The organism is Blastococcus sp. SYSU DS1024 (genome assembly GCF_054050795.1).
Window position 1 is genome coordinate 98,057 of sequence record NZ_JBJHAA010000004.1, and the last position, 19,967, is coordinate 118,023.

The 19,967-nt window shown below is 74.0% G+C and carries 16 protein-coding genes; 2 read left to right on the top strand and 14 right to left on the bottom strand.

Features of this window, described 5'->3' with window-relative positions:
* Window position 1: 1 nt before the first annotated feature.
* The 12 genes from ACI79S_RS05340 to ACI79S_RS05395 form a co-directional block, all read right to left on the bottom strand.
* Window positions 2-1,207 carry a cysteine desulfurase family protein gene (locus ACI79S_RS05340; RefSeq protein ID WP_456592399.1) on the bottom strand — a complete coding sequence of 402 codons (1,206 nt, stop codon included), beginning with the start codon at window positions 1,205-1,207 and terminating at the stop codon, window positions 2-4.
* Entirely contained in the window at window positions 1,204-2,604 is a 1,401-nt protein-coding gene (locus tag ACI79S_RS05345; protein WP_456592400.1) for an MFS transporter, read from the bottom strand. Before ACI79S_RS05345 ends, ACI79S_RS05340 begins: the two co-directional genes overlap by 4 nt.
* A gap of 119 nt (window positions 2,605-2,723) precedes the next feature.
* The gene (locus ACI79S_RS05350; protein ID WP_456592401.1) at window positions 2,724-3,686 is read right to left on the bottom strand and encodes an electron transfer flavoprotein subunit alpha/FixB family protein; all 963 of its coding nucleotides are present in this window, start codon (window positions 3,684-3,686) and stop codon (window positions 2,724-2,726) included.
* Window positions 3,687-3,719: 33 nt separating this feature from the next.
* The gene (locus ACI79S_RS05355) at window positions 3,720-4,499 is read right to left on the bottom strand and encodes an electron transfer flavoprotein subunit beta/FixA family protein (protein WP_456592402.1); all 780 of its coding nucleotides are present in this window, start codon (window positions 4,497-4,499) and stop codon (window positions 3,720-3,722) included.
* A 133-nt stretch (window positions 4,500-4,632) separates the two neighbouring features.
* Window positions 4,633-5,754, bottom strand: a complete 1,122-nt coding sequence (gene cds1 / locus ACI79S_RS05360) for an L-cysteine desulfhydrase Cds1 (protein WP_456592403.1) — start codon at window positions 5,752-5,754, stop codon at window positions 4,633-4,635.
* Window positions 5,755-5,782: 28 nt separating this feature from the next.
* Entirely contained in the window at window positions 5,783-5,947 is a 165-nt protein-coding gene (locus ACI79S_RS05365) for an RGCVC family protein (protein ID WP_456592404.1), read from the bottom strand.
* 105 nt (window positions 5,948-6,052) lie between these two features.
* Window positions 6,053-7,156, bottom strand: coding sequence for an ABC transporter ATP-binding protein (locus tag ACI79S_RS05370; protein ID WP_456592405.1), 1,104 nt, complete (start codon window positions 7,154-7,156; stop codon window positions 6,053-6,055).
* Entirely contained in the window at window positions 7,153-8,049 is an 897-nt protein-coding gene (locus tag ACI79S_RS05375; RefSeq protein ID WP_456592406.1) for an ABC transporter permease, read from the bottom strand. Before ACI79S_RS05375 ends, ACI79S_RS05370 begins: the two co-directional genes overlap by 4 nt.
* Complete coding sequence (locus ACI79S_RS05380) at window positions 8,037-8,846, bottom strand: ABC transporter permease (protein WP_456592407.1); 810 nt, start codon at window positions 8,844-8,846, stop codon at window positions 8,037-8,039. The genes ACI79S_RS05375 and ACI79S_RS05380 overlap by 13 nt, the downstream gene beginning before the upstream one ends.
* Window positions 8,847-8,944: 98 nt before the next feature.
* Window positions 8,945-10,084: an extracellular solute-binding protein gene (locus ACI79S_RS05385; protein WP_456592408.1), complete on the bottom strand. Its 1,140-nt coding sequence runs from the start codon at window positions 10,082-10,084 to the stop codon at window positions 8,945-8,947.
* Window positions 10,085-10,229: 145 nt separating this feature from the next.
* The gene (locus ACI79S_RS05390; RefSeq protein ID WP_456592409.1) at window positions 10,230-11,018 is read right to left on the bottom strand and encodes an enoyl-CoA hydratase/isomerase family protein; all 789 of its coding nucleotides are present in this window, start codon (window positions 11,016-11,018) and stop codon (window positions 10,230-10,232) included.
* Between the two features lie 10 nt (window positions 11,019-11,028).
* Window positions 11,029-11,835: an ABC transporter ATP-binding protein gene (locus tag ACI79S_RS05395; RefSeq protein ID WP_456592410.1), complete on the bottom strand. Its 807-nt coding sequence runs from the start codon at window positions 11,833-11,835 to the stop codon at window positions 11,029-11,031.
* 70 nt (window positions 11,836-11,905) lie between these two features.
* Between ACI79S_RS05395 and glgX the strand changes: the two genes are divergently transcribed.
* Window positions 11,906-14,056 (top strand): glycogen debranching protein GlgX, encoded by a 2,151-nt coding sequence (gene glgX / locus ACI79S_RS05400; RefSeq protein WP_456592411.1) that lies wholly within the window; start codon window positions 11,906-11,908, stop codon window positions 14,054-14,056.
* Between the two features lie 51 nt (window positions 14,057-14,107).
* Here the strand turns inward: glgX and ACI79S_RS05405 are convergent, their stop codons facing one another.
* On the bottom strand, window positions 14,108-15,064 hold the full coding sequence (locus ACI79S_RS05405) for an FHA domain-containing protein (protein WP_456592412.1): 957 nt from the start codon (window positions 15,062-15,064) through the stop codon (window positions 14,108-14,110).
* 122 nt (window positions 15,065-15,186) lie between these two features.
* Window positions 15,187-17,736, bottom strand: a complete 2,550-nt coding sequence (glgP, locus tag ACI79S_RS05410; RefSeq protein ID WP_456592413.1) for an alpha-glucan family phosphorylase — start codon at window positions 17,734-17,736, stop codon at window positions 15,187-15,189.
* A 159-nt stretch (window positions 17,737-17,895) separates the two neighbouring features.
* Here glgP and ACI79S_RS05415 point away from each other — a divergent pair, with 159 nt between their 5' ends.
* Window positions 17,896-19,929: an alpha-1,4-glucan--maltose-1-phosphate maltosyltransferase gene (locus ACI79S_RS05415; protein WP_456592414.1), complete on the top strand. Its 2,034-nt coding sequence runs from the start codon at window positions 17,896-17,898 to the stop codon at window positions 19,927-19,929.
* The last annotated feature ends 38 nt before the right edge of the window (window positions 19,930-19,967 follow it).

Genomic DNA, 19,967 nt, shown 5'->3' on the forward strand with positions numbered 1-19,967 from the left:
GTCAGCGCCGTCCCATGCCGGCGCGGCGGGCACGCTCGACCACGGGAGCGATCACCTCGAGCAGGGCGTCGACGTCGTCGTCGGTGGTGGTGTGCCCGAGGCTGAACCGCAGCGAGCTGCGCGCCCGGTCCGGGTCGGCGCCCACGGCCAGCAGGACGTGGCTGGGACGGGCCACCCCGGCGCTGCACGCCGACCCGGTCGAGCACTCGATGCCGCGGGCGTCCAGCAGCATGAGGAGCGCGTCGCCCTCGGCGCCGGGGAACGACAGGTGGGCGTTGCCGGGCAACCGGCCGGGGCCGGAGCGCACCAGGTCGTCGAGCGGGGCGCCGTTGAGCTGCGCGTCGGGCACCTGCGCGGCGACGCCGGCCACCAGCCGGTCGCGCAGCCGGGCCAGGTCGGCAGCCCGCTCGACGCGGCCCTCCACCGCCGCGTGCGCGGCCACCGCCAGCCCGACGATGGCGGCGACGTCGAGGGTGCCGGAGCGGACGTCGCGCTCCTGACCACCGCCGTGCAGCAGCGGCGTGCACTCGGCATCGCGGCGCAGCAGCAGGGCGCCGGCGCCCATGGGGCCGCCCAGCTTGTGCCCGGTCATCGTGAGCGCGTCGACCCCGCTGGCGCCGAAGTCGACCAGCACCTGCCCGACCGCCTGCACCGCGTCGGTGTGGAAGGGGACGCCGACGCCGTGCGCGGTGGCCGCGAGCGCGGCGACGTCGCTGACGGTGCCGATCTCGTTGTTGGCCCACATGACGCTGGCGACCGCGACGTCGTCGCCGTCGCCGAGCGCCTCGGCGAGCGCCTGCGGGGTGACCCTGCCCGTCGGCTCGACGGGCAGCCAGGTGACCTCGGCACCCTCGTGCTTGGCCAGCCACTCGACGCTGTCCAGGACGGCGTGGTGCTCGGCCGGGCTGACCACGACCCGGCGACGGCGGGAGTCGGCCTCGCGACGGGCCCAGAACAGCCCCTTGATCGCGAGGTTGTCGCTCTCGGTGCCGCCGCCGGTGAACAGCACCTCCGACGGCCGGGCGCCCAGCGCCTCGGCCAGCCGCTCGCGGGCCTGCTCGGCGGCGCGGCGTGCGGCCCGGCCGCTGGCGTGCAGCGACGAGGCGTTGCCCACGCGGCCGAGCTGCTCGGTCATCGCGGCGAGCACCTCGGGCAGCATCGGCGTGGTCGCCGCGTGGTCGAGGTAGACCGGCTCCGAGTAGGTCATGACGCGCTCAGGGTAGACGCGGGAACGGCCGGGGCCGCTGTCGCCGTCGGGGAACCACCCGCACGCGGGGCGAGCACCGCGCCGGTGACCGCGACGGCCGAGAGCACTCCCACCCCGGCCACGACCGCCAGCGGCATCGTCAGCGCGCCGGTGACCGCGACGGCGACGAGGACCCCGACCACGCCGACGCAGAGCGCGGCGCCGGTGACGTCGGCGATCTGGAAGGCCGCGGAGTCCGCGCCGCGGGTGGCGTCGGACGAGCGGTCCAGCAGCAGGACGCTGAGGCTCGGCATGCCCAGGCCCATGCCGAGCCCGGCCACCGCCCAGCTCGCGTAGGCCGGCCAGCCGCCGATGCCGGGGACGGCGATGGCCGCCGTGGCCAGCAGACCCGCGGTCAGGACCGCGAACCCGAGCCGCAGCAGGCGCACCCGCGACCAGTGCGGGTTGCGCCCCTGCAGCTGCGAGGCGGTGGCCCAGCCCAGGGCGCCGGCGGTGAGCGGGATCCCCGCGGCGGTGGCCGAGTAGCCGTGCAGCTCGGTGAGGGCCAGCGGGAGCAGGGCGTCCATGCCGAAGAACGCTCCGGCCAGCAGGCCGCGGCCGGCGACCACCGCGGGCAACCCCGGCCGGGCGACGGCGGTACCCGGGGGCAGCAGCGGGCGCAGGCCGAGGACCAGGGCGAGCAGCCCGGCGACGGCGAGCCCGGCGGCCAGGAGGTCCAGGCGCTGCCCGGCGTACTGCAGCGCGCCGATGCCCACGCCGGCCAGCAGCGCCCACCAGCGGCGGGCGGACACGGGGGCCGCGGCCGCGCCCGGCCGGGGCAGCGCGCGGACGGCGGGCAGCACCAGGCCGAGGCCGAGGAGGATGAGCGGCAGCAGCCCGAGGAAGACCAGCCGCCAGCTGAGGTGGGTGGTGAGCAGCCCGGCGACGACCGGGCCGATCAGCGCCGGCAGCACCCAGGCCGCGGCGAACGCGCCGAACAACCGGGGCCGCAGCCCAGGGGCGAACGCCTGCCCGGCCACCACGTACAGCGAGACGGCGATGACGCCGCCGCCGACGCCCTGCAGCGCCCGCGCCGCGACGAACACCGCCATGTGCCCCGAGACGCCGGCGGCGAGCAGCCCCGCCGCGAACACCGCCACACCGGTCAGCAGCGCGACCCGCGACCCGCGGCGGTCACCGAGGTCACCGCCGAGCACCATCCCGACGACGGAGGCGACCAGGAAGGCGGTGAACGGCCACGCGTACCAGGCGAGCCCGTCGAGCTCCGCCACCGCGGTCGGCATCGCCGTCGCCACCGCCATCGCCTCGAAGGCGACGAAGGTGACCAGCATCAGCAGCCCGGCGGTGGTCAGCCGGTGCGCCCGGTCGAACAGCGTCGGGGGCGCTCCGGTCTCCACGCCGTGCGCAACCACCCGCGCCCCCGGCTGCTTCCCGGTCCCCCGACACGCGTCGAGCGCCGACCCCCGGAGGGATCGGCGCTCGACGGCGATGTGCTGCGGCCCCGCGGGGCCCGCCCCTACTTCCGGGCGTTGATCTGCTCGGTGGCGGCCGGCACGACCGTGTTCAGGTCGCCGATGACACCGAAGTCGGCCAGCTCGAAGATCGGGGCCTCGGGGTCCTTGTTGATGGCCACGATGGTCTTCGAGGTCTGCATGCCGGCGCGGTGCTGGATGGCACCGGAGATGCCGACGGCCACGTACAGCTGCGGCGAGACGGTCTTGCCGGTCTGCCCCACCTGGAAGCTGTGCGGGTAGAAGCCGGAGTCCACCGCGGCGCGGGAGGCGCCGACGGCACCGCCCAGCGAGTCGGCCAGGGCCTCGATGATCGAGAAGTTCTCGGCACTGGCCACACCGCGGCCACCGGAGACGACGATCGAGGCCTCGGTGAGCTCGGGGCGGTTGCTCTTCTGCTCGACGACGCGCTCGACGACCCGGACCTGCTTGGCCGCGTCGCTGATCGACACCGACACGGGCTGCTCGGCCCCGGCGGCCGGAGCCGGCTCGGGGGTGACCGAGTTGCCGCGCAGCGTGTAGACCGGCGTGCCGGTGGTGACCTTCGAGTGGACGATCGTCGCCCCGGCGAACGCGGCCTGGGTCGCGGTGCCGTCGGCGGCGATCTCGGTGACGTCGGTCAGGAAGCCGCTACCGGTCTTGACGGCCAGGCGCGCGGCGATCTCCTTGCCCTCCGGGGAGGACGGGATGACGACGGCGGCCGGCGACTTCTCGCCCACCAGCTGGGCGAGCACCTCGGCCTTGGGGGCCACGAGGTAGTCGTCGATGTCGGCCGACTCCGCCACGTAGACGGTGGCCGCGCCGTACTCGGCGAGCTGGTCGCGCACGCCGGCCGCGGTGCCGGGGGCGCCGAGGACGACGGCCGAGGGCTCACCGAGCGCGCGGGCGGCGGTGAGGGCCTCCAGGGTGGTCTTGCGGACGCCGCCGCCGGCCGGGTTGAGCTCGGCCAGGACCAGAACCTCTGCCATGGGTTTCTCCTCTTCCTTCGATCCGGGCCGGGCTCAGACGATCTTCTGGCTGGCGAGGAAGTCGACGAACTTCTGCGCGCCGTCGCCCTCGTCGGGAACCTTCACGCCCTCGCCCTTCGGCGGACGGCCGGCGAAGTCGAGCACCTGGGTGGTGGCGTTGGCCAGGCCCACGGTGGAGGCGTCGACGCCGAGGTCGGCCAGGGTCTTGGTCTCGACCGGCTTCTTCTTCGCGGCCATGATCCCCTTGAACGAGGGGTAGCGCGGCTCGTTGATCGTGTCCCAGGTGGAGATGATCGCGGGCAGCGGCGCCTCGAGGGCCCAGTAGCCGCCGTCGGTCTGGCGCTCGACCTTGGCGGTGCCGCCGTCGATGGTGACCTTGCGGGCGCCGGAGAGCTGCGGGATGCCCAGGCGCTCGGCCAGCAGCGCGGGCATGACGCTCATCTGGCTGTCGGTGGCCTCGGCCCCGCACATGACCAGGTCGTACTCGAGCTGCTGCAGGGCGGCGGCCAGGACGGCGCTGATCTGCGACGCGTCCGAGCCGTGGATCGCCTCGTCGCTGACGTGGACGGCCTTGTCGGCGCCCATGGACAGCGCCTTGCGGATGGCGTCCGTGGCGTCGTCGGGGCCGACGGTCAGGACGGTGACCTCCCCGCCCTGCGCCTCCTTGATGGTGAGCGCCTCCTCGATGGCGTACTCGTCCATCTCGTTGATGACGTTGTCCGCGGTGGCGCGGGCGACGGTGTTGTCCGACGCGTCGAGCTTGCGCTCGCTGCCGGAGTCGGGGACCTGCTTGACCAGAACGACGATGTTCATCGCCAGACCTACCTCCGCGATGGGGTCGGGGGCACGGGCACGGGGCCCGCAGGCACTCACAAAGAGATCTGCACCGATCATGGAGGCTACTGCTCGGTAACGGCGCGGCGGGACGAGGGGCGGGTGAGCCGGATCACGCTCCGCCGCGAGGTGACTCAGGCCACTCCCCGGTCCGGGCGAACCGGCGCAGCGTCTCCGCGTGCGGGGCCAGGTCCAGACCCTGCGCCGCCACCCAGTCGTCGGAGTAGTAGGTGCGCGCGTACCGCTCGCCGCCGTCGCACAGGAGGGTCACCACGCTCCCCTGCCGCCCGGCGGCGACCATCTCGGCGACCAGCGCGAAGGCGCCCCACAGGTTCGTGCCCGTCGAGCCCCCCGCCCGGCGTCCGGTGACCTGCTCCAGGTGCCGCATCGCGGCCAGCGACGCTGCGTCGGGCACCGCGATCATCCGGTCGACGATGGTCGGCACGAACGAGGGCTCCACGCGCGGCCGCCCGATGCCCTCGATGCGCGACGGCGTCCCCGTCGTCCAGCCCGGCTCACCGGCCGCGTAGGCGGGGAAGAAGGCGGAGTTCTCCGGGTCGACCACGGCCAGCCGCGTGGGGTGCCGCCGGAACCGGAGGTACCGGCCGATGGTGGCGCTGGTCCCCCCGGTGCCGGCCCCGACCACGACCCACTCCGGCACCGGGTGCCGCTCGGCGGCGAGCTGCTCGAAGATCGACTCGGCGATGTTGTTGTTGCCGCGCCAGTCGGTGGCGCGCTCGGCGTAGGTGAACTGGTCGAGGTAGTGCCCCCCGCACTCGTCGGCCAGCCGGCGGGCCTCGTCGTACATCTCCGGCGCCCGGTCGACGAAGTGGCACCGCCCGCCGTGGAACTCGATGAGCGCCACCTTCTCCGGGCTGGTGGACCGCGGCATCACCGCGATGAAGGGCAGGCCGAGCATCCGGGCGAAGTAGGCCTCGCTCACCGCCGTCGACCCGCTGGAGGCCTCCACGACCGTGCTGCCCTCGGTGATCTGCCCCGAGCACAGCCCGTAGAGGAACAGCGACCTGGCCAGCCGGTGCTTGAGGCTGCCGGTCGGGTGGGTGGACTCGTCCTTGAGGTAGAGGTCGACCCCCCACTCCGGCGGCAGCGGGTAGACCAGCAGGTGGGTGTCCGCGCTGCGCCGCGCGTCGGCCTCGACGGCCGAGACGGCGCGGTCGACCCACGCCCGGCCGCCGGGGTCGGACCGGTCGATGTCCGCGCGGTGCTCGGTCACCGCAGCATGATCGCGCACGCCGGCGGGATCACCGCGGGCAGACGCACCCCCGCGCGCCGGCGTGGGCCCGGGTCGCCGCGCAGAAGCGCAGCGAGATCCGGTCGTGCCCGGCGAGCGGGTGCGGGCAGGCGGTGCAGGAGAGGGCTCCGGCAGGCTGCTCGGTGGCGACCGGGTGGGACAGGACGGTGGTCATGGCGGAACCTGACTCGGCCGGGGCTACCGGCACGCAACGGGGTGCTCCCGGCCCGGCAGCGGCTCGGACGGCCGGTGCGCGACGTGGACGGGGACGCACCCGACGCTACGCCCCGTCGGCTCCGGGCTCGGCCGGCACGACCAGCACGGGACGGTCTGCGGGGGTCACCGTGACGGCGGCGCCGGGGGTCAGCTGCCGGCTTCCGGCGCTGGCGACGTCGATCCGCACCTCGACGCCGCCGGGCAGCGCGACGAGCACGCGGGTGGAGGCGCCGGAGAAGGTGCGGGTCACCACGCGCCCCGGGCCCGCCGGATCGGCGGCGACCAGCAGCGACTCCGGCCGGACCAGCGCGACGACCGGCCCTCCGGAGGGGGTCGCCCCCGTCACCGGGCGGCGGACGCCGAGGAGCTCCACCGCGCCGCCGGACAGGACCGCGGGCAACCGGTTCATCGTGCCGACGAACTCCGCGACGAACGCCGTGGCGGGGCGCTCGTACAGCTCGTCGGGGCTCGCCACCTGCTCGAGCCGGCCCGCACGCATCACCCCGACCCGATCGGCCACCGAGAGCGCCTCGGCCTGGTCGTGGGTCACGAACACCGTGGTGATCCCGAGTTCCAGCTGGATCCGCCGGATCTCCTCGCGGAGCTGGACCCGGACCTGGGCGTCCAGCGCGGACAGCGGCTCGTCGAGCAGCAGCACCTGGGGGGCGACGGCCAGCGCGCGGGCCAGCGCCACCCGCTGCTGCTGCCCCCCGGAGAGCTGGTGCGGGTACCGGTTCCCCCGGTCGGCGAGGCCCACGAGCTCCAGGAGCTCGGCGGCCCGGGCCACCTGCTCGGCCTTGCCGCGGCGGCGCACGCGCAGCCCGAAGGCGACGTTCTCCGCGACCGTCAGGTTCGGGAACAGGCTGTAGGCCTGGAAGACCATGCCCATGTCCCGCTTGCTCGGGGGCACGTCGGTGACGTCGCGGCCGTCGAGCAGGACCCGCCCACCGTCGGGGCGGTCGAAGCCGGCGATCGCCCGCAGCGCCGTCGTCTTGCCGCAGCCGGAGGGGCCGAGCAGGGCGAGGAACTCCCCGGCGGCGATGTCCAGGTCCAGCCCGTCGAGGGCGACGACGGAGCCGTACCGGCGGGTGAGCCCGTCCAGGCGCACGGCGACGCCGGCCCCGGCGGTGGCGGCCCGGTCCTGCGTGAGCGCGGAGGCGGTGGTCATGAACTCTCCTTCGGGCCCCGGCGCCGGTCGAGCGCGGAGATCAGCAGCAGCAGCAGCCAGGTGAGGACCAGGGAGAGCACCGACACCGCGACCGAGAGCTGCGGCTGGGACCCCGAGATGCGCACGATCCAGGTGGGGAAGGTCTCGAAGCCGAGGATGGAGGCGACGGTGAACTCGCCGAGCACCAGGGCGACGGTGAGGAACGCCGCGTTGAGCACCGACGTGCGCAGCACCGGCAGCACGACCGAGACCAGCACCCGCGGCCAGGAGGCGCCCAGGTTGCGGCCGGCCTCGGTCAGGGTCCGCAGGTCCGCGCCGCGCACGCCGGCGTCGAGCGCGCGGTAGACGAAGGGCAGGGCCAGCACGACGTAGACGAGGACCAGGATCCACGGCAGCGAGGGGCGCTGGAGCGCGAACATCGCCTCGGCCAGCGGGGTCCCGTAGAAGTGGTCCGGCGCCCAGGCCAGCACGCTGCGCACGCCGACGACCAGCGCGATCGGGGGCACCACCAGCGGGGCGAGGGTCAGCAGCTCGACGGTCGTGCGCAACCGGGGCAGGCGCAGCTCGACGAGCACGATCGTCGGCACCATGAGCAGCAGCGCCAGGACGGCGGTCAGGCCGGCCAGCAGGAGCGAGCGCCCGAACGCCTCGGCGAACCCCTCGGCCCCCGGGATCGCGCCGTAGACGCGGCCGGTGACCCCGCCCTCGACGCGGTCCCGGACGGTGTACCAGAGCGAGGCCCCGATCGGCACGAGGAAGTACAGGCCGAGGAGGACGAGGACGCCGATCCGCCAGGCACCGGCGCCGCGCCGTCGCGCCGGGCGCACCGGGGTGTCGGGCGGCACCGCGCCGCCGTCGGCGACGCTCTCGGCCAGCGCGGTCACGTCAGCCACCGCTGGGTGCGCCGCTGGACCCAGGCGTAGAAGACCATGACCAGGCCGACCAGCACGACCATGCCCAGCGCCAGCGCCTTGCCGAGGTTCTCCGCGCCGACGACGACGTTGCTCGACAGCGCGTCGGCGATCTGCAGGGTCACCAGCGGCACGCTGCTGCCGACGAGCGCCCGCGCCGTGGCGTAGGCGGCGAAGGCCGAGGCGAAGAGCAGCATCGTGGCGCCGAGCACCGGCGGCAGGAGCACCGGCCCCCCGACATGGCGCCAGTACTGCCAGCCGGTGGCCCCGAGGTTGTCGGCCGCCTCCCGCCACTGCGGGCGCAGGGCCTCCAGCGCCGGGATGATCGTCAGCACCATGAGCGGGATCAGGAAGTAGAGGTAGACCAGCGCCAGGCCGGTCATGGAGGTGAGCGAGAACCCGCCCAGCCCCAGCCCGAGGGTGTCGCCCAGGAAGGCGGTCACCACTCCCTGGCTGCCGATGGTCGCGAGGAAGGCGAAGGCCAGCGGGATGCCGCCGAAGTTGGCGAGCACGCCCGAGGCCGTGAGCACCAGCCGGCGCAGCAGGCGGCCGCGCTTCGCGCGCAGCACGGCCATGGCCAGCGCGAGCCCGAGGACGGCGCTCAGCACCGCGGTGACGGCCGACAGCTGGAGGCTGCCGAGGTAGGCGCGGCGGTAGGGGCCCTGGGTGATCTCGGCGATCGAGCCGGTGGACCAGGTCTCCTGGAAGGTGACCGGGTCGGTGGCGCGGAAGGCCTCCACCGCGAGCACGCCGATCGGCAGCAGCAGGAAGACGGCCACGTACAGGAAGAACGGGACCGCACCGAGGAACGGCAGCGCGCGGACGCGCCGGCCCCTGCGACGAGGGGCCGGCGCGACCGGTGCGGCGGCGGTGGTGCTCAGCCCGACATCTCCGCGTTCCAGCGCTCGCCGACGACCTGCTGGGCCGCGGTCTCCTGCTCCTGGGTCGGGAACTCCGCCGTCCCCTCGACCTCGGGCAGCGCCGATAGCGCCTCGGCGTCGGCGGTGCCGGCCTCCTCCATGACGGGGAGGCGGACCGGGCGGGCCCCACCGTTGAGCCAGATGTTCTGGCCCTCGTCGCTGTACAGGAACTCCTGCCACAGCCGGGCGGCCGCCGGGTGCGGGGCGTACCTGCTGATGGCCTGGCTGTAGTAGCTGCCGAACAGCCCGTCGGAGGGCACGGCGACCTCCCACGTCGTGCCGGATGCCGCCAGGTCCTCGGTGTAGGAGGCGTTGAGGTAGTCCCAGTCGAGGACGATCGGGGTCTCACCGCTCTCGACGGTCGCGGGGGTGCTCTCGACGGGGTTGAAGTTGCCGGCCTCCTTCAGCTCGACGAAGAAGTCGATGCCCGGGCCGATGTCGTCGAGGCTGCCGCCGTTGGCCAGCGCCGCCGCCCACACGCCGCCGAACGCGGCCGCGGCCTGGGTCGGGTTGCCGTTCAAGGCCACCTGGCCGGCGTACTGCGGGTCGAGCAGGTCGGCGAAGGTGGTCGGGCACTCGCCGACGATCGTGGCGTTGCAGCCGATCGAGAGGTAGCCGCCGTAGTCGTTGTACCAGTGGCCGTCGGCGTCCTTCTGGTCCTCGGGGATGTCGTCCCAGGTCTCGACCTGGTACGGGGCCAGCAGGTCCTGCTGCTGCGCCTGCCGGGCGAAGGCCGTGCCGAGGTCGAGCACGTCGGGGGCCCGGTCCTGGCCACGCTGGCTCGTGACCGCGTTGATCTCGTCCTGGCTGGAGCCGGTGGGGTTGGCCGAGTTGATCTCGATCCCGTACTTCTCGCTGAAGGTGTCCAGCATCGTGCCGTAGTTGGCCCAGTCCTCGGGCAGTGCGATCACGTTGAGCTCGCCCTCGGCCTGCGCGGCCTCGACGAGCGCCTCCATGCCGCCGCCGTCCTCGGCGGACGTGGCGGTGGCCCAGTCCGAGCCGCTGCCGCCGGAGCCGCCCTCCTCGGAGCCGCAGGCGGTCAGGGCCAGCCCCGCCGTCACGACCGTGACGGCGACCTTCATGGTGCTGCGTCGCACTAGTCCTCCTGGTGTGGTGCCGCGCTGCGCCCGGGCCCCGTTGACCCCGGTCGGACGGCCTCGGGCATTGTGGCGGACCCGGTCGCCCGATGCCGGGTACTGGCAGGTGACGCTTCGGTGATCTTCCGGCGGCGGACCGATGCGTTCAGCGCCCGGTGAAGGTCGCCTTCCCCGGGCCGCTCTCCAGGAAGGAGCGCATCCCGGACTTCTGGTCCTCGGTGTCGAACAGCTCGGCGAACAGCCGGCTCTCCAGGTCCAGCGCCTGGTCGATCGGCAGCTCCAGGCCCTCGTCGATCGCCCGCTTGGCCGCCGCCAGGGCCAGCGGCGGGCCGGCGGCGAGCTTGCGGGCCATGGCGAGGGCGGTGTCGTACACCTCGGCGTCGGGGACGACGGCGTCGGCCAGCCCCATCTCCAGGGCCTCCTCCGCACCCACGTGGCGGCCGGTGAACACCAGGTCCTTGGCCTTCGCCGGGCCGACCAGCCGGGCCAGCCGCTGGGTGCCGCCGGCGCCCGGGATGACGCCGAGCAGGATCTCGGGCTGGCCGATCTTCGCGCCCGCCCCGAGCACGCGGAAGTCGGCGCACAGGGCCAGCTCGTAGCCGCCGCCGAGGGCGTAGCCGGTGACGGCGGCGATGACCGGCCGCGGGATCCGCGCCACCGCGCGGAAGGAGTCCTGCAGCTCCCGGCCCCACGCGGTCATGCCGGTGGCGTCGAGCTGCGACATCGCCTTGATGTCGGCACCGGCGGCGAACACCCGCTCCCCGCCGTAGATGACCACGGCGCGCACGTCGTCGCGCTGACCGGCCTCCAGCGCCGCGGCACGCACCTCCAGGTGCAGTTGCTCGTCGATCGCGTTCATCTTCGGCCGGTCGAGCCGGATGGTGCCGACTCCGTCCTCCACCTGCAGGGTCACGAACTCGGGCGTCGATGCCATGCCGGGCACCTTAGCGAGCGCGCCTCGCGGTGAAGCGCCCGTCGGTGCGGGTCAGCTCGAGCGGGAGCCCGAAGGTGTCGGACAGGTGCTGCGCGGTGAGGACGTCGTCGGCCGCACCGGAGGCCACGACCTCACCCTCCCGCAGCAGCAGCGCGTGGGTGTAGCCCGGCGGGATCTCCTCGACGTGGTGCGTGACCAGCACCTGCGCGGGCGCGTAGTGGTAGCGCGCGAGGTCCGACAGCCGGGCCACCAGGTCCTCGCGCCCACCCAGGTCGAGCCCGGCACCGGGCTCGTCGAGCAGCAGCAGTTCGGGGTCGGGCATCAGCGCGCGGGCGATCTGCGTCCGCTTGCGCTCCCCCTCGCTGAGCGTGCCGAAGGGCCGGTGCGCGTACTGGGCGACGCCCCACTGCGCCATCAGCATCCCCGCCCGGGTGAGGTCGTGGACGTCGTAGCGCTCCCGCCAGCGGCCCACGACGGCGTAACCGGCGGACACGACGACGTCACCGGTCCGCTCCGCCGGCGCGATCCGCTGGGCGAGCGAGGCGCTGGTCAGCCCGATGCGGGGCCGCAGCTCGAAGACGTCGACGGCCCCGAGCGTCTCGCCCAGCAGCTGCACCTCTCCCCGGGTCGGGTGCAGCTGCGCGGCCGCCAGCTGCAGGAGCGTCGTCTTCCCCGCCCCGTTGGGCCCGAGCACCACCCAGCGGTGGTCCTCCTCCACCGCCCAGTCGACGCCGCGGAGCAGGTGGTTCTGGCCCCGGACGACGTCGACCCCGGTCATCCGTACGACCGCCCCCTCGGGGGCGTCAGGGTTCGCCACGCCCCCATCCAACCAAGCGCCGCGGCGGTCGGTGCGCCCGCTCCGGGCGAGGACTTGGCACGATCGCCCGGTGACCGATCTCCCGGCCGCCGGCCACCCGCTCCTCGACGTGCTCCCCGGCGCGCCAGCCCCCCTGGGCGCGGTGTGGGACGGCCGCGGGACGAACTTCGCGCTGTGGTCGGCCGGCGCCTCCGCCGTCGACCTGTGCCTGTTCGACCCCGACGGCGCCGAGCACCGGCACCGCCTCGAGGAGACCACCCACCAGGTCTGGCACGGCCGTCTCCCGGGCATCGGCCCGGGGCAGCGCTACGGCTACCGCGTGCACGGCGGGTACGACCCGTTCTCGGGGCAGCGGTTCAACCCCGCCAAGCTGCTGCTCGACCCCTACGCGCGGGCCGTCGACGGCGAGCTCCGGCTGCACACCGCGCTCTTCGGCCACCCGTCCGGCGCACCGGACTCCGCCGTCCCCGACGACCAGGACTCCGCACCGTACGTGCCGCGCGGCGTCGTCGTGCACGACCCGTTCCCCTGGGACGGGGACCGCCCGCTGCGGCGATCGTGGTCCGACACGGTCATCTACGAGGTGCACGTCAAGGGCGCGACCGCCCGCCACCCCGGTGTCCCGCCGCACCTGCGCGGTACCTACGCGGGCCTCGCCCACCCGGCATTCGTGGAGCACCTGCTCGCGCTCGGCGTCACCGCGGTGGAGCTCCTGCCGGTGCACTCCTTCGTCAGCGAGCCGCACCTCCTGCGGCGCGGGCTGACCAACTACTGGGGCTACAACACCCTCGGCTACTTCGCCCCGCACGCCGCCTACAGCGCCTCCGGCAGCGCGGGGGGCCAGGTAACCGAGTTCAAGACGATGGTGAAGGAGCTGCACGCCGCCGGCATCGAGGTGATCCTGGACGTGGTCTACAACCACACCGCCGAGGGCGACCACACCGGGCCGACGCTGTCGTTCAAGGGCATCGACAACCCCGGCTACTACCGCCTCGACGGGGAGAACCCGGGCCGCTACACCGACTACACCGGCTGCGGGAACACCCTCGACGTGCGCCGGCCGGCGGTCCTGGGGCTGCTCATGGACTCGCTGCGCTACTGGGTCACCGAGATGCACGTCGACGGGTTCCGCTTCGACCTCGCCTCCGCGCTGGCGCGCTCCATGCACGACGTCGACCGGCTCTCGGCCTTCTTCGACGTCGTGCACCAGGACCCGGTGGTCAGCCAGGTCAAGCTGATCGCGGAGCCGTGGGACATCGGCCCCGGCGGCTACCAGGTCGGCAACTTCCCGCCCCCGTGGACGGAGTGGAACGGCAAGTACCGCGACACCGTGCGGGACGTGTGGGCGGGCGCCCACGTCGGGGTGCGCGACCTCGCCTACCGGCTGACCGGCTCCTCGGACCTCTACCGCTCCGACGGCCGCCGGCCGTTCGCCTCGGTCAACTTCGTCACCGCGCACGACGGCTTCCCCGTGCGCGACCTGGTCACCTACGAGCACAAGCGCAACGAGGCCAACGGCGAGGAGAACCGGGACGGCGAGAGCCACAACCGGAACTGGAACTGCGGCGTCGAGGGCCCCACCGACGACCCCGAGGTGCTCGCCCTGCGGGCGCGCCAGGTGCGCAACCTGCTGGCCACGCTGCTGCTCTCCACCGGGGTGCCGATGCTCACCGCCGGGGACGAGCTGGGCCGCACCCAGGGGGGCAACAACAACGCCTACTGCCAGGACAACGAGCTCTCCTGGCTGGACTGGGAGAACGCCGACGAGGACCTGCTCGCCTTCGTCACCCGGCTGGTCCGGCTGCGGCGCGGCGCCCCGGTGCTGCGGCAGGAGGCGTTCTTCGAGGGCCACGAGCTGGCGGGGACCGAGGGCACCCGGGACCTCGCGTGGTTCGCCCCGGCCGGCGGCCAGCTCACGACCGGCGACTGGTTCGACACCGGCCTGCAGACCGTCGGCATGTACCTCGACGGCCGCGGCATCCGGCACCGCGACGAGCACGGCCACCCGGTGCTCGACGACTCCTACCTGGTGCAGCTGCACGCCGGCCCCGAGCCGGTGACCGTGACGCTGCCCGGGCCGCCGTGGGCCGACGGCTACGAGCTGGTGCTCTCCACCGAGTACGCCCGCGGCACCCCGCCGGCGCTCACCTTCCTGCCGCCCGGGCCGGTGGAGCTGCCCGGCCGGTGCGTCTGGCTGCTGCGGGTCGAGCGCCGGCCCTGAGACGCCGAGAGCCCCGGTCCGACATCGGACCGGGGCTCTCGGGAAGGGGGGCTACTCCTCCGGCTGCTCGAAGGTGATGACCGTCCAGCCGAGCAGCAGGCGGTCGCCGTCGGAGAGCGGGTGCGCCACCCCCGGCTCGAGCTGGGTCCACTCGGTGGCCTCGGGGCCGGCGACGTGGGTGCCGTTGAGCGAGCCGAGGTCGACCAGCGAGACCTCGCGGCCGCTGCGGGTCAGCGCCGCGTGGGCCGAGGAGAGCACGTTCTGGGTGTCGGCGATCGGGACCGCGCGGGCCGAGCCGCTGGAGACCATCTCGTGGTTGTCGGGACGCCGGCCGAGCACGAGGTCCTCGTCGATGGTGACCACCATGCCGTCGTCGAACCGCAGGATCGGCGTGGCCTCGGTCGACTCGGGGCGCCAGAAGGCGGTCTGCTCACCCGAGTCGGGCTGGGCCGCCGACGCCGAGGCGCCCCGGCCTGCGCCGAAGCCCGCGTCCGTGCCCGCCGAGAACGACGACTGCGCCGGGGCCGCGGCCGCGGCTGGGGCCGGCGCCGCGGTGCCGGCCAGGTGCAGCGTGGCGCCACCGCCGGGCACGGTGCCCTCGACCAGGTCGTAGCTCACGCCCGGCGGGGTGCGCGGCGCCGACTGACCCGGGCCCACGTAGAGCGACTGCCCCAGCGAGAAGCCGGTGGCGAGGGTGCCGCCCTCGACCGACGACCCGGAGACCGGGACGCCGTCGACGGCCGGCTGTCCCTTGCCCGCCCACAGCGCGACACCGGTCCCGGCGTCGGCGGTGAGGACGAGGGCGAAGGACACGCTGCCGGAGGCGAGCGAGCTCAGCTGACCGGCGACGGCGGTCAGGACGCGGTCGGCCCCGGGACCCGTCACGCCCAGGCAGGCGTGCAGGGCCGACACGAGGGCGGGCGAGCCGGGAGCGTCGACCCACAGCAGGCCGCCGCCACGGCGGGCGACGACGGCATCTCCGGGGAGCACTTCACAGCGGTCGGGCATGGCGTCCAGCCTAGTGATGCACGAGCGTCTTGGCTGGCCGCGGGCCACCGCCACGCCGGGGCGCGACGACATCACACGAGGTCACTGTGGCCGGCGTGGCTCGAGTGCCCGCTGGTTCCCCGTCAGGCGGTGCTCACCACGCCGAGCTCCGCCGGATCGGCGAGGTGCTCCGAGTGCGGGAGGACGCGCACCGTGTAGCCGAAGGCGCCCGTCCGCTCCAGCGGAACCGTGGCGGTGAACCAGTGCCGCGACCCGTCAGTGTGCTCGTGGGCCATGGGCACGGTGGTCACCTCGTGCAGCCCGTCGGCGTCGTCGACCCGGCCGTAGGCCGCCTGCACCTGGACGTCGCCGGGCTGCAGCCCCGGCAGCTCGACCTCGGCCCTCAGCGCGAGGGTCGACCCGATCTCCGGGGTGTCGCCGGCGCCGGTCGCCTCGACGTGGGCGACGCGCACGTCGTGCCACTGGGACAGCAGGTGCGCCCGCCACGAGGCCTCGGTGCGCGCCGGCGCGTAGCCGTCGGCGGCCATCGCCCGGGCCGAGCCGGCCGCCGGCACGTACAGCCCGCGGACGTAGTCGCGGACCATCCGGGTGGCCAGGACCTTGGGGCCGGTCTCGCGCAGGGTGTGCCGCACCATCTCCACCCAGCGCCCCGGCACGCCGTCGCTGTCCCGCTCGTAGAAGCGCGGCAGCACCTGGGTGCTCAGCAGCTCGTAGATCGCCCGGGCCTCCACCTCGTCGCGGCGCTCGGGGTCGGCGACGCCGTCGGCGGTGGGGATCGCCCAGCCGTTCTGCCCGTCGAACCACTCGTCCCACCAGCCGTCGCGGATGGAGAGGTTGAGCCCGCCGTTGAGCGCGGCCTTCATGCCCGAGGTGCCGCAGGCCTCCAGCGGGCGCAGCGGGTTGTTCAGCCAGACGTCGCAGCCCCAGTAGAGGTAGCGCGCCATCCCGATGTCGTAGCCGGGCAGGAACGCGATCCGGTGGCGGATCTCCGGGTCGTCGGCGAACTCCACCATCTGCTGGATGAGCCGCTTGCCGCCGTCGTCCGCGGGGTGGCTCTTCCCGGCGATGACCAGCTGCAGCGGCCGCTCGGGGTCGAGGAGGAGGGCCTTGAGCCGCTCCGGGTCGCGCAGCATCAGCGTCAGCCGCTTGTACGAGGGCACCCGGCGGGCGAAGCCGATGGTGAGCACGTCGGGGTCGAAGGCGGTGTCGGTCCACCCCACCTCCGTCTCGGTCGCCCCGCGGGACAGCGCGGTCTCCCGGATGCGCCGGCGCACCTCGTCGACGAGGCGGCCGCGCAGCGTCCGCCGGGTCGCCCAGAGCTCGGCGGCGGGGATGCGGTCCACGCCGTCGAAGTGGACCGGCCCGTCGACGGACACCGGATCGCCCTGGCTGGAGGTCTGGGTGCCCATCTCGACCAGCTCGCGCGCGGTCCAGGTGGGTGCGTGCACGCCGTTGGTGATGGAGCTGATGGGCACGTCGCCCTCGTCGAACCCCGGCCACAGGTCGTTGAACATCCCCCGGCTGACGTGCCCGTGCAGCGCGCTGACCCCGTTGGCCCGCTGGCCCAGGCGCAGGCCCATGTGCGCCATGTTGAACTTCGCCGGGTCGTCCTCGGCGCCCAGCGGGAGCAGCTGGTCCATCGGCACGCCGAAGCCCGCGAAGTAGCGCTCGATGAGCGCCTTCGGGAACCGGTCGATGCCGGCCGGGACAGGGGTGTGGGTGGTGAAGACGGTGCCGGCGCGCACGGCCTGGAGCGCCTCGGCGAAGGTGAGACCGTGCGCCTCGGTGAGCTCCCGGATGCGCTCGACGCCCTGGAAGCCGGCGTGGCCCTCGTTGGCGTGGAACACCTCCGGCTGCGGGGTGCCGGTCAGCGAGCAGTAGGCGCGCAGCGCCCGCACCCCGCCGATGCCCAGCAGCATCTCCTGCCGGAGGCGGTGGTCCTCGTCGCCGCCGTAGAGCCGGTCGGTGACCAGCCGCTCGCCCGGGGCGTTCTCCTCGATGTCGCTGTCCAGCAGCAGCAGCGAGACCCGGCCGACCTGCGCGCGCCAGACGTGCGCGTGCAGGGTTCGCCCCTCCGGCAGCGGCACGGTGATGACCACGGCGGAGCCGTCGGCCTGGCGGAGCAGCTTGATCGGCAGGCCGTGCGGGTCCAGCGAGGGGTAGTGCTCGAGCTGCCACCCGTCGGCGGACAGCCCCTGGCTGAAGTACCCGGCCCGGTACAGCAGGCCCACGCCGATCAGCGGGACGCCGAGGTCGGAGGCGGCCTTCAGGTGGTCGCCGGCGAGGATGCCCAGGCCGCCGGAGTACTGCGGGAGCACCTCGCTGATGCCGAACTCGGCGGAGAAGTAGGCGATGGTCCGCGGCGCCTCCTCGCCCAGCGACTGGTACCAGCGGGGGGTGGCGAGGTACTCCTCCAGGTCGTCGACCGCGTCGGTCAGCCGGCGGACGAACCGCCGGTCCTTGGCCAGGGTGGCCAGCCGCTCGGCCGACACCTCCCCCAGCACGCGCACCGGATCGCCGCCGCAGCGGCCCCACAGCTCGGGGTCGAGCGCCTCGAACAGGTCGCGGGTCTCGACGTGCCAGGACCAGCGCAGGTTCGTCACCAGCTGGGAGAGGGGCAGGAGCGGCTCCGGCAGAGCCGCGCGGACGGTGAACCGACGGAGAGCTCGCACCCGGCGAGCCTAACGAGTTCCGGGCCCTCCGTCGCGTTCGTCGCGCGGTGCCCCGCGGAGCTCGCCGGAGCCCGCCGCCGACCCCGGACGGGTGAGGCGGGAGCTGCGGACGAGCGGCCGAGATGCTGGTGAGGCGGCAGCTCAGTAGCGTGGTCGGCGATGACTGGCCGCGCTGATCTCCGCCTCGGCATCACCGATGTCGCCCCTGTCGTGTCCTGCGGGTCCTTCTCGGCCCGCGCGGTGGTCGGTGAACACCTGCCGATCACCGCCACCGTCTTCCGCGAGGGCCATGACGCCGTCGCGGCCAACGTCGTGTGGATCCCGCCCGGCGCCGAGGACGACCCCGGCCCGCTGCGCCGCCTGGCGAAGTACGGGCAGGAACCGGACCGCTGGCTCACCACCGTGGTCCCCGACCGCGAGGGCTCCTGGTCCTTCTGCGTCGAGGCCTGGAGCGACCCCCTGGCCACCTGGCGGCACGCCGTCGAGGTCAAGGTCGAGGCCGGGCAGGGCGCCGACGAGCTGGCCAACGACCTGGAGGAGGGCGCGCGGCTGCTCGACCGGGTCGCCGCCGGCGCCGCGGAGGACTGGCGCGGCCGGGTGGAGGCCGCCGCCGCCGCGCTCCGCGACACCTCGCAGGAGCTGACGGTGCGCATCGCCCCGGCGCTGGCCGCCGGGCTCCAGCGCTACCTCTACGAGCACCCGGTGCGCGAGCTGGTCACCCGCTCCCCCCGGTACGAGGTGTGGGTCGACCGTCGCGAGGCCCTCTACGGCTCCTGGTACGAGTTCTTCCCGCGGTCGGAGGGGCCCGTCGTCGGCGGCGTCCCGACCCACGGCACCTTCACCACCGCCGCCGACCGGCTGCCGGCGATCGCGGACATGGGCTTCGACGTGGTCTACCTGCCCCCGATCCACCCGATCGGCAAGGTCAACCGCAAGGGCCCGAACTCCAGCCAGTTCCCCGGCGGGAACCCGCACGACGTGGGCCCCGACGACGTGGGGTCGCCGTGGGCCATCGGCAGCGACGAGGGCGGGCACGACGCCGTCCACCCGCAGCTGGGCACCATGGACGACTTCAAGGCCTTCGTCGCCCGCACCCGGGAGCTGGGCATGGAGGTCGCGCTCGACTTCGCGCTGCAGGCCGCTCCGGACCACCCGTGGGTGGCCGAGCACCCGGAGTGGTTCACGACCAAGCCCGACGGCACGATCGCCTACGCGGAGAACCCGCCGAAGAAGTACCAGGACATCTACCCGATCAACTTCGACAACGACCCCGAGGGCATCTACGCCGAGTGCCTGCGCGTGGTGCGTGTCTGGATGGACGCCGGGGTCCGGATCTTCCGCGTCGACAACCCGCACACGAAGCCGCTGAACTTCTGGCACTGGCTCATCTGGGAGGTCAAGAAGACCGACCCGGACGTGCTCTTCCTCGCCGAGGCGTTCACCCGGCCGGCGATGATGCACCAGCTCGCGCGGATCGGGTTCACGCAGTCCTACACGTACTTCACCTGGCGCACCGGGCGCGAGGAGCTGGAGGAGTACGGCCGGGAGCTGGCCGCGAACTGCCACTACATGCGGCCCAACTTCTTCGTGAACACCCCGGACATCCTCCACGAGTCGCTGCAGTTCGGCGGCCCGCCGATGTTCAAGATCCGCGCCGTGCTCGCGTCGATGATGAGCCCCACCTGGGGCGTCTACTCGGGGTTCGAGCTCTTCGAGCACGTGGCGGTGAAGCCGGGCAGCGAGGAGTACCTGGACAGCGAGAAGTACAGGCTGCGCCCGCGCGACTGGGCCGGCGCGGAGGCGTCCGGCCGGAGCCTCGCCCCGTACCTGCGGCGGCTCAACGAGGTCCGGCGCGCCCACCCGGCGCTGCAGCAGCTGCGCACGCTGCGCTTCCACCAGGTCGACAACCCCAACCTGCTCTGCTTCTCCAAGACCGACCCGGGCTCGGACGACGCCGTCATCGTCGTCGTGAACCTGTCCAGCCGCGACACCCAGATCGGGACGACGGCGCTGGACCTGCCGGCACTGGGCCTGGACTGGCACGAGCGCTTCGGGGTCACCGACGAGCTGACCGGTGCCCGCTACGACTGGGGCCAGTTCAACTACGTGGAGCTCGACCCCTACCGGGAACCCGCCCACGTCTTCGCCGTCACCTTCCCGCGGCCGGTGCAGTTCCCCCCGCCGGTCGACTGACGGAGGACCCCGTCCTCCCGGCCCCCGGCTCCGCTCGG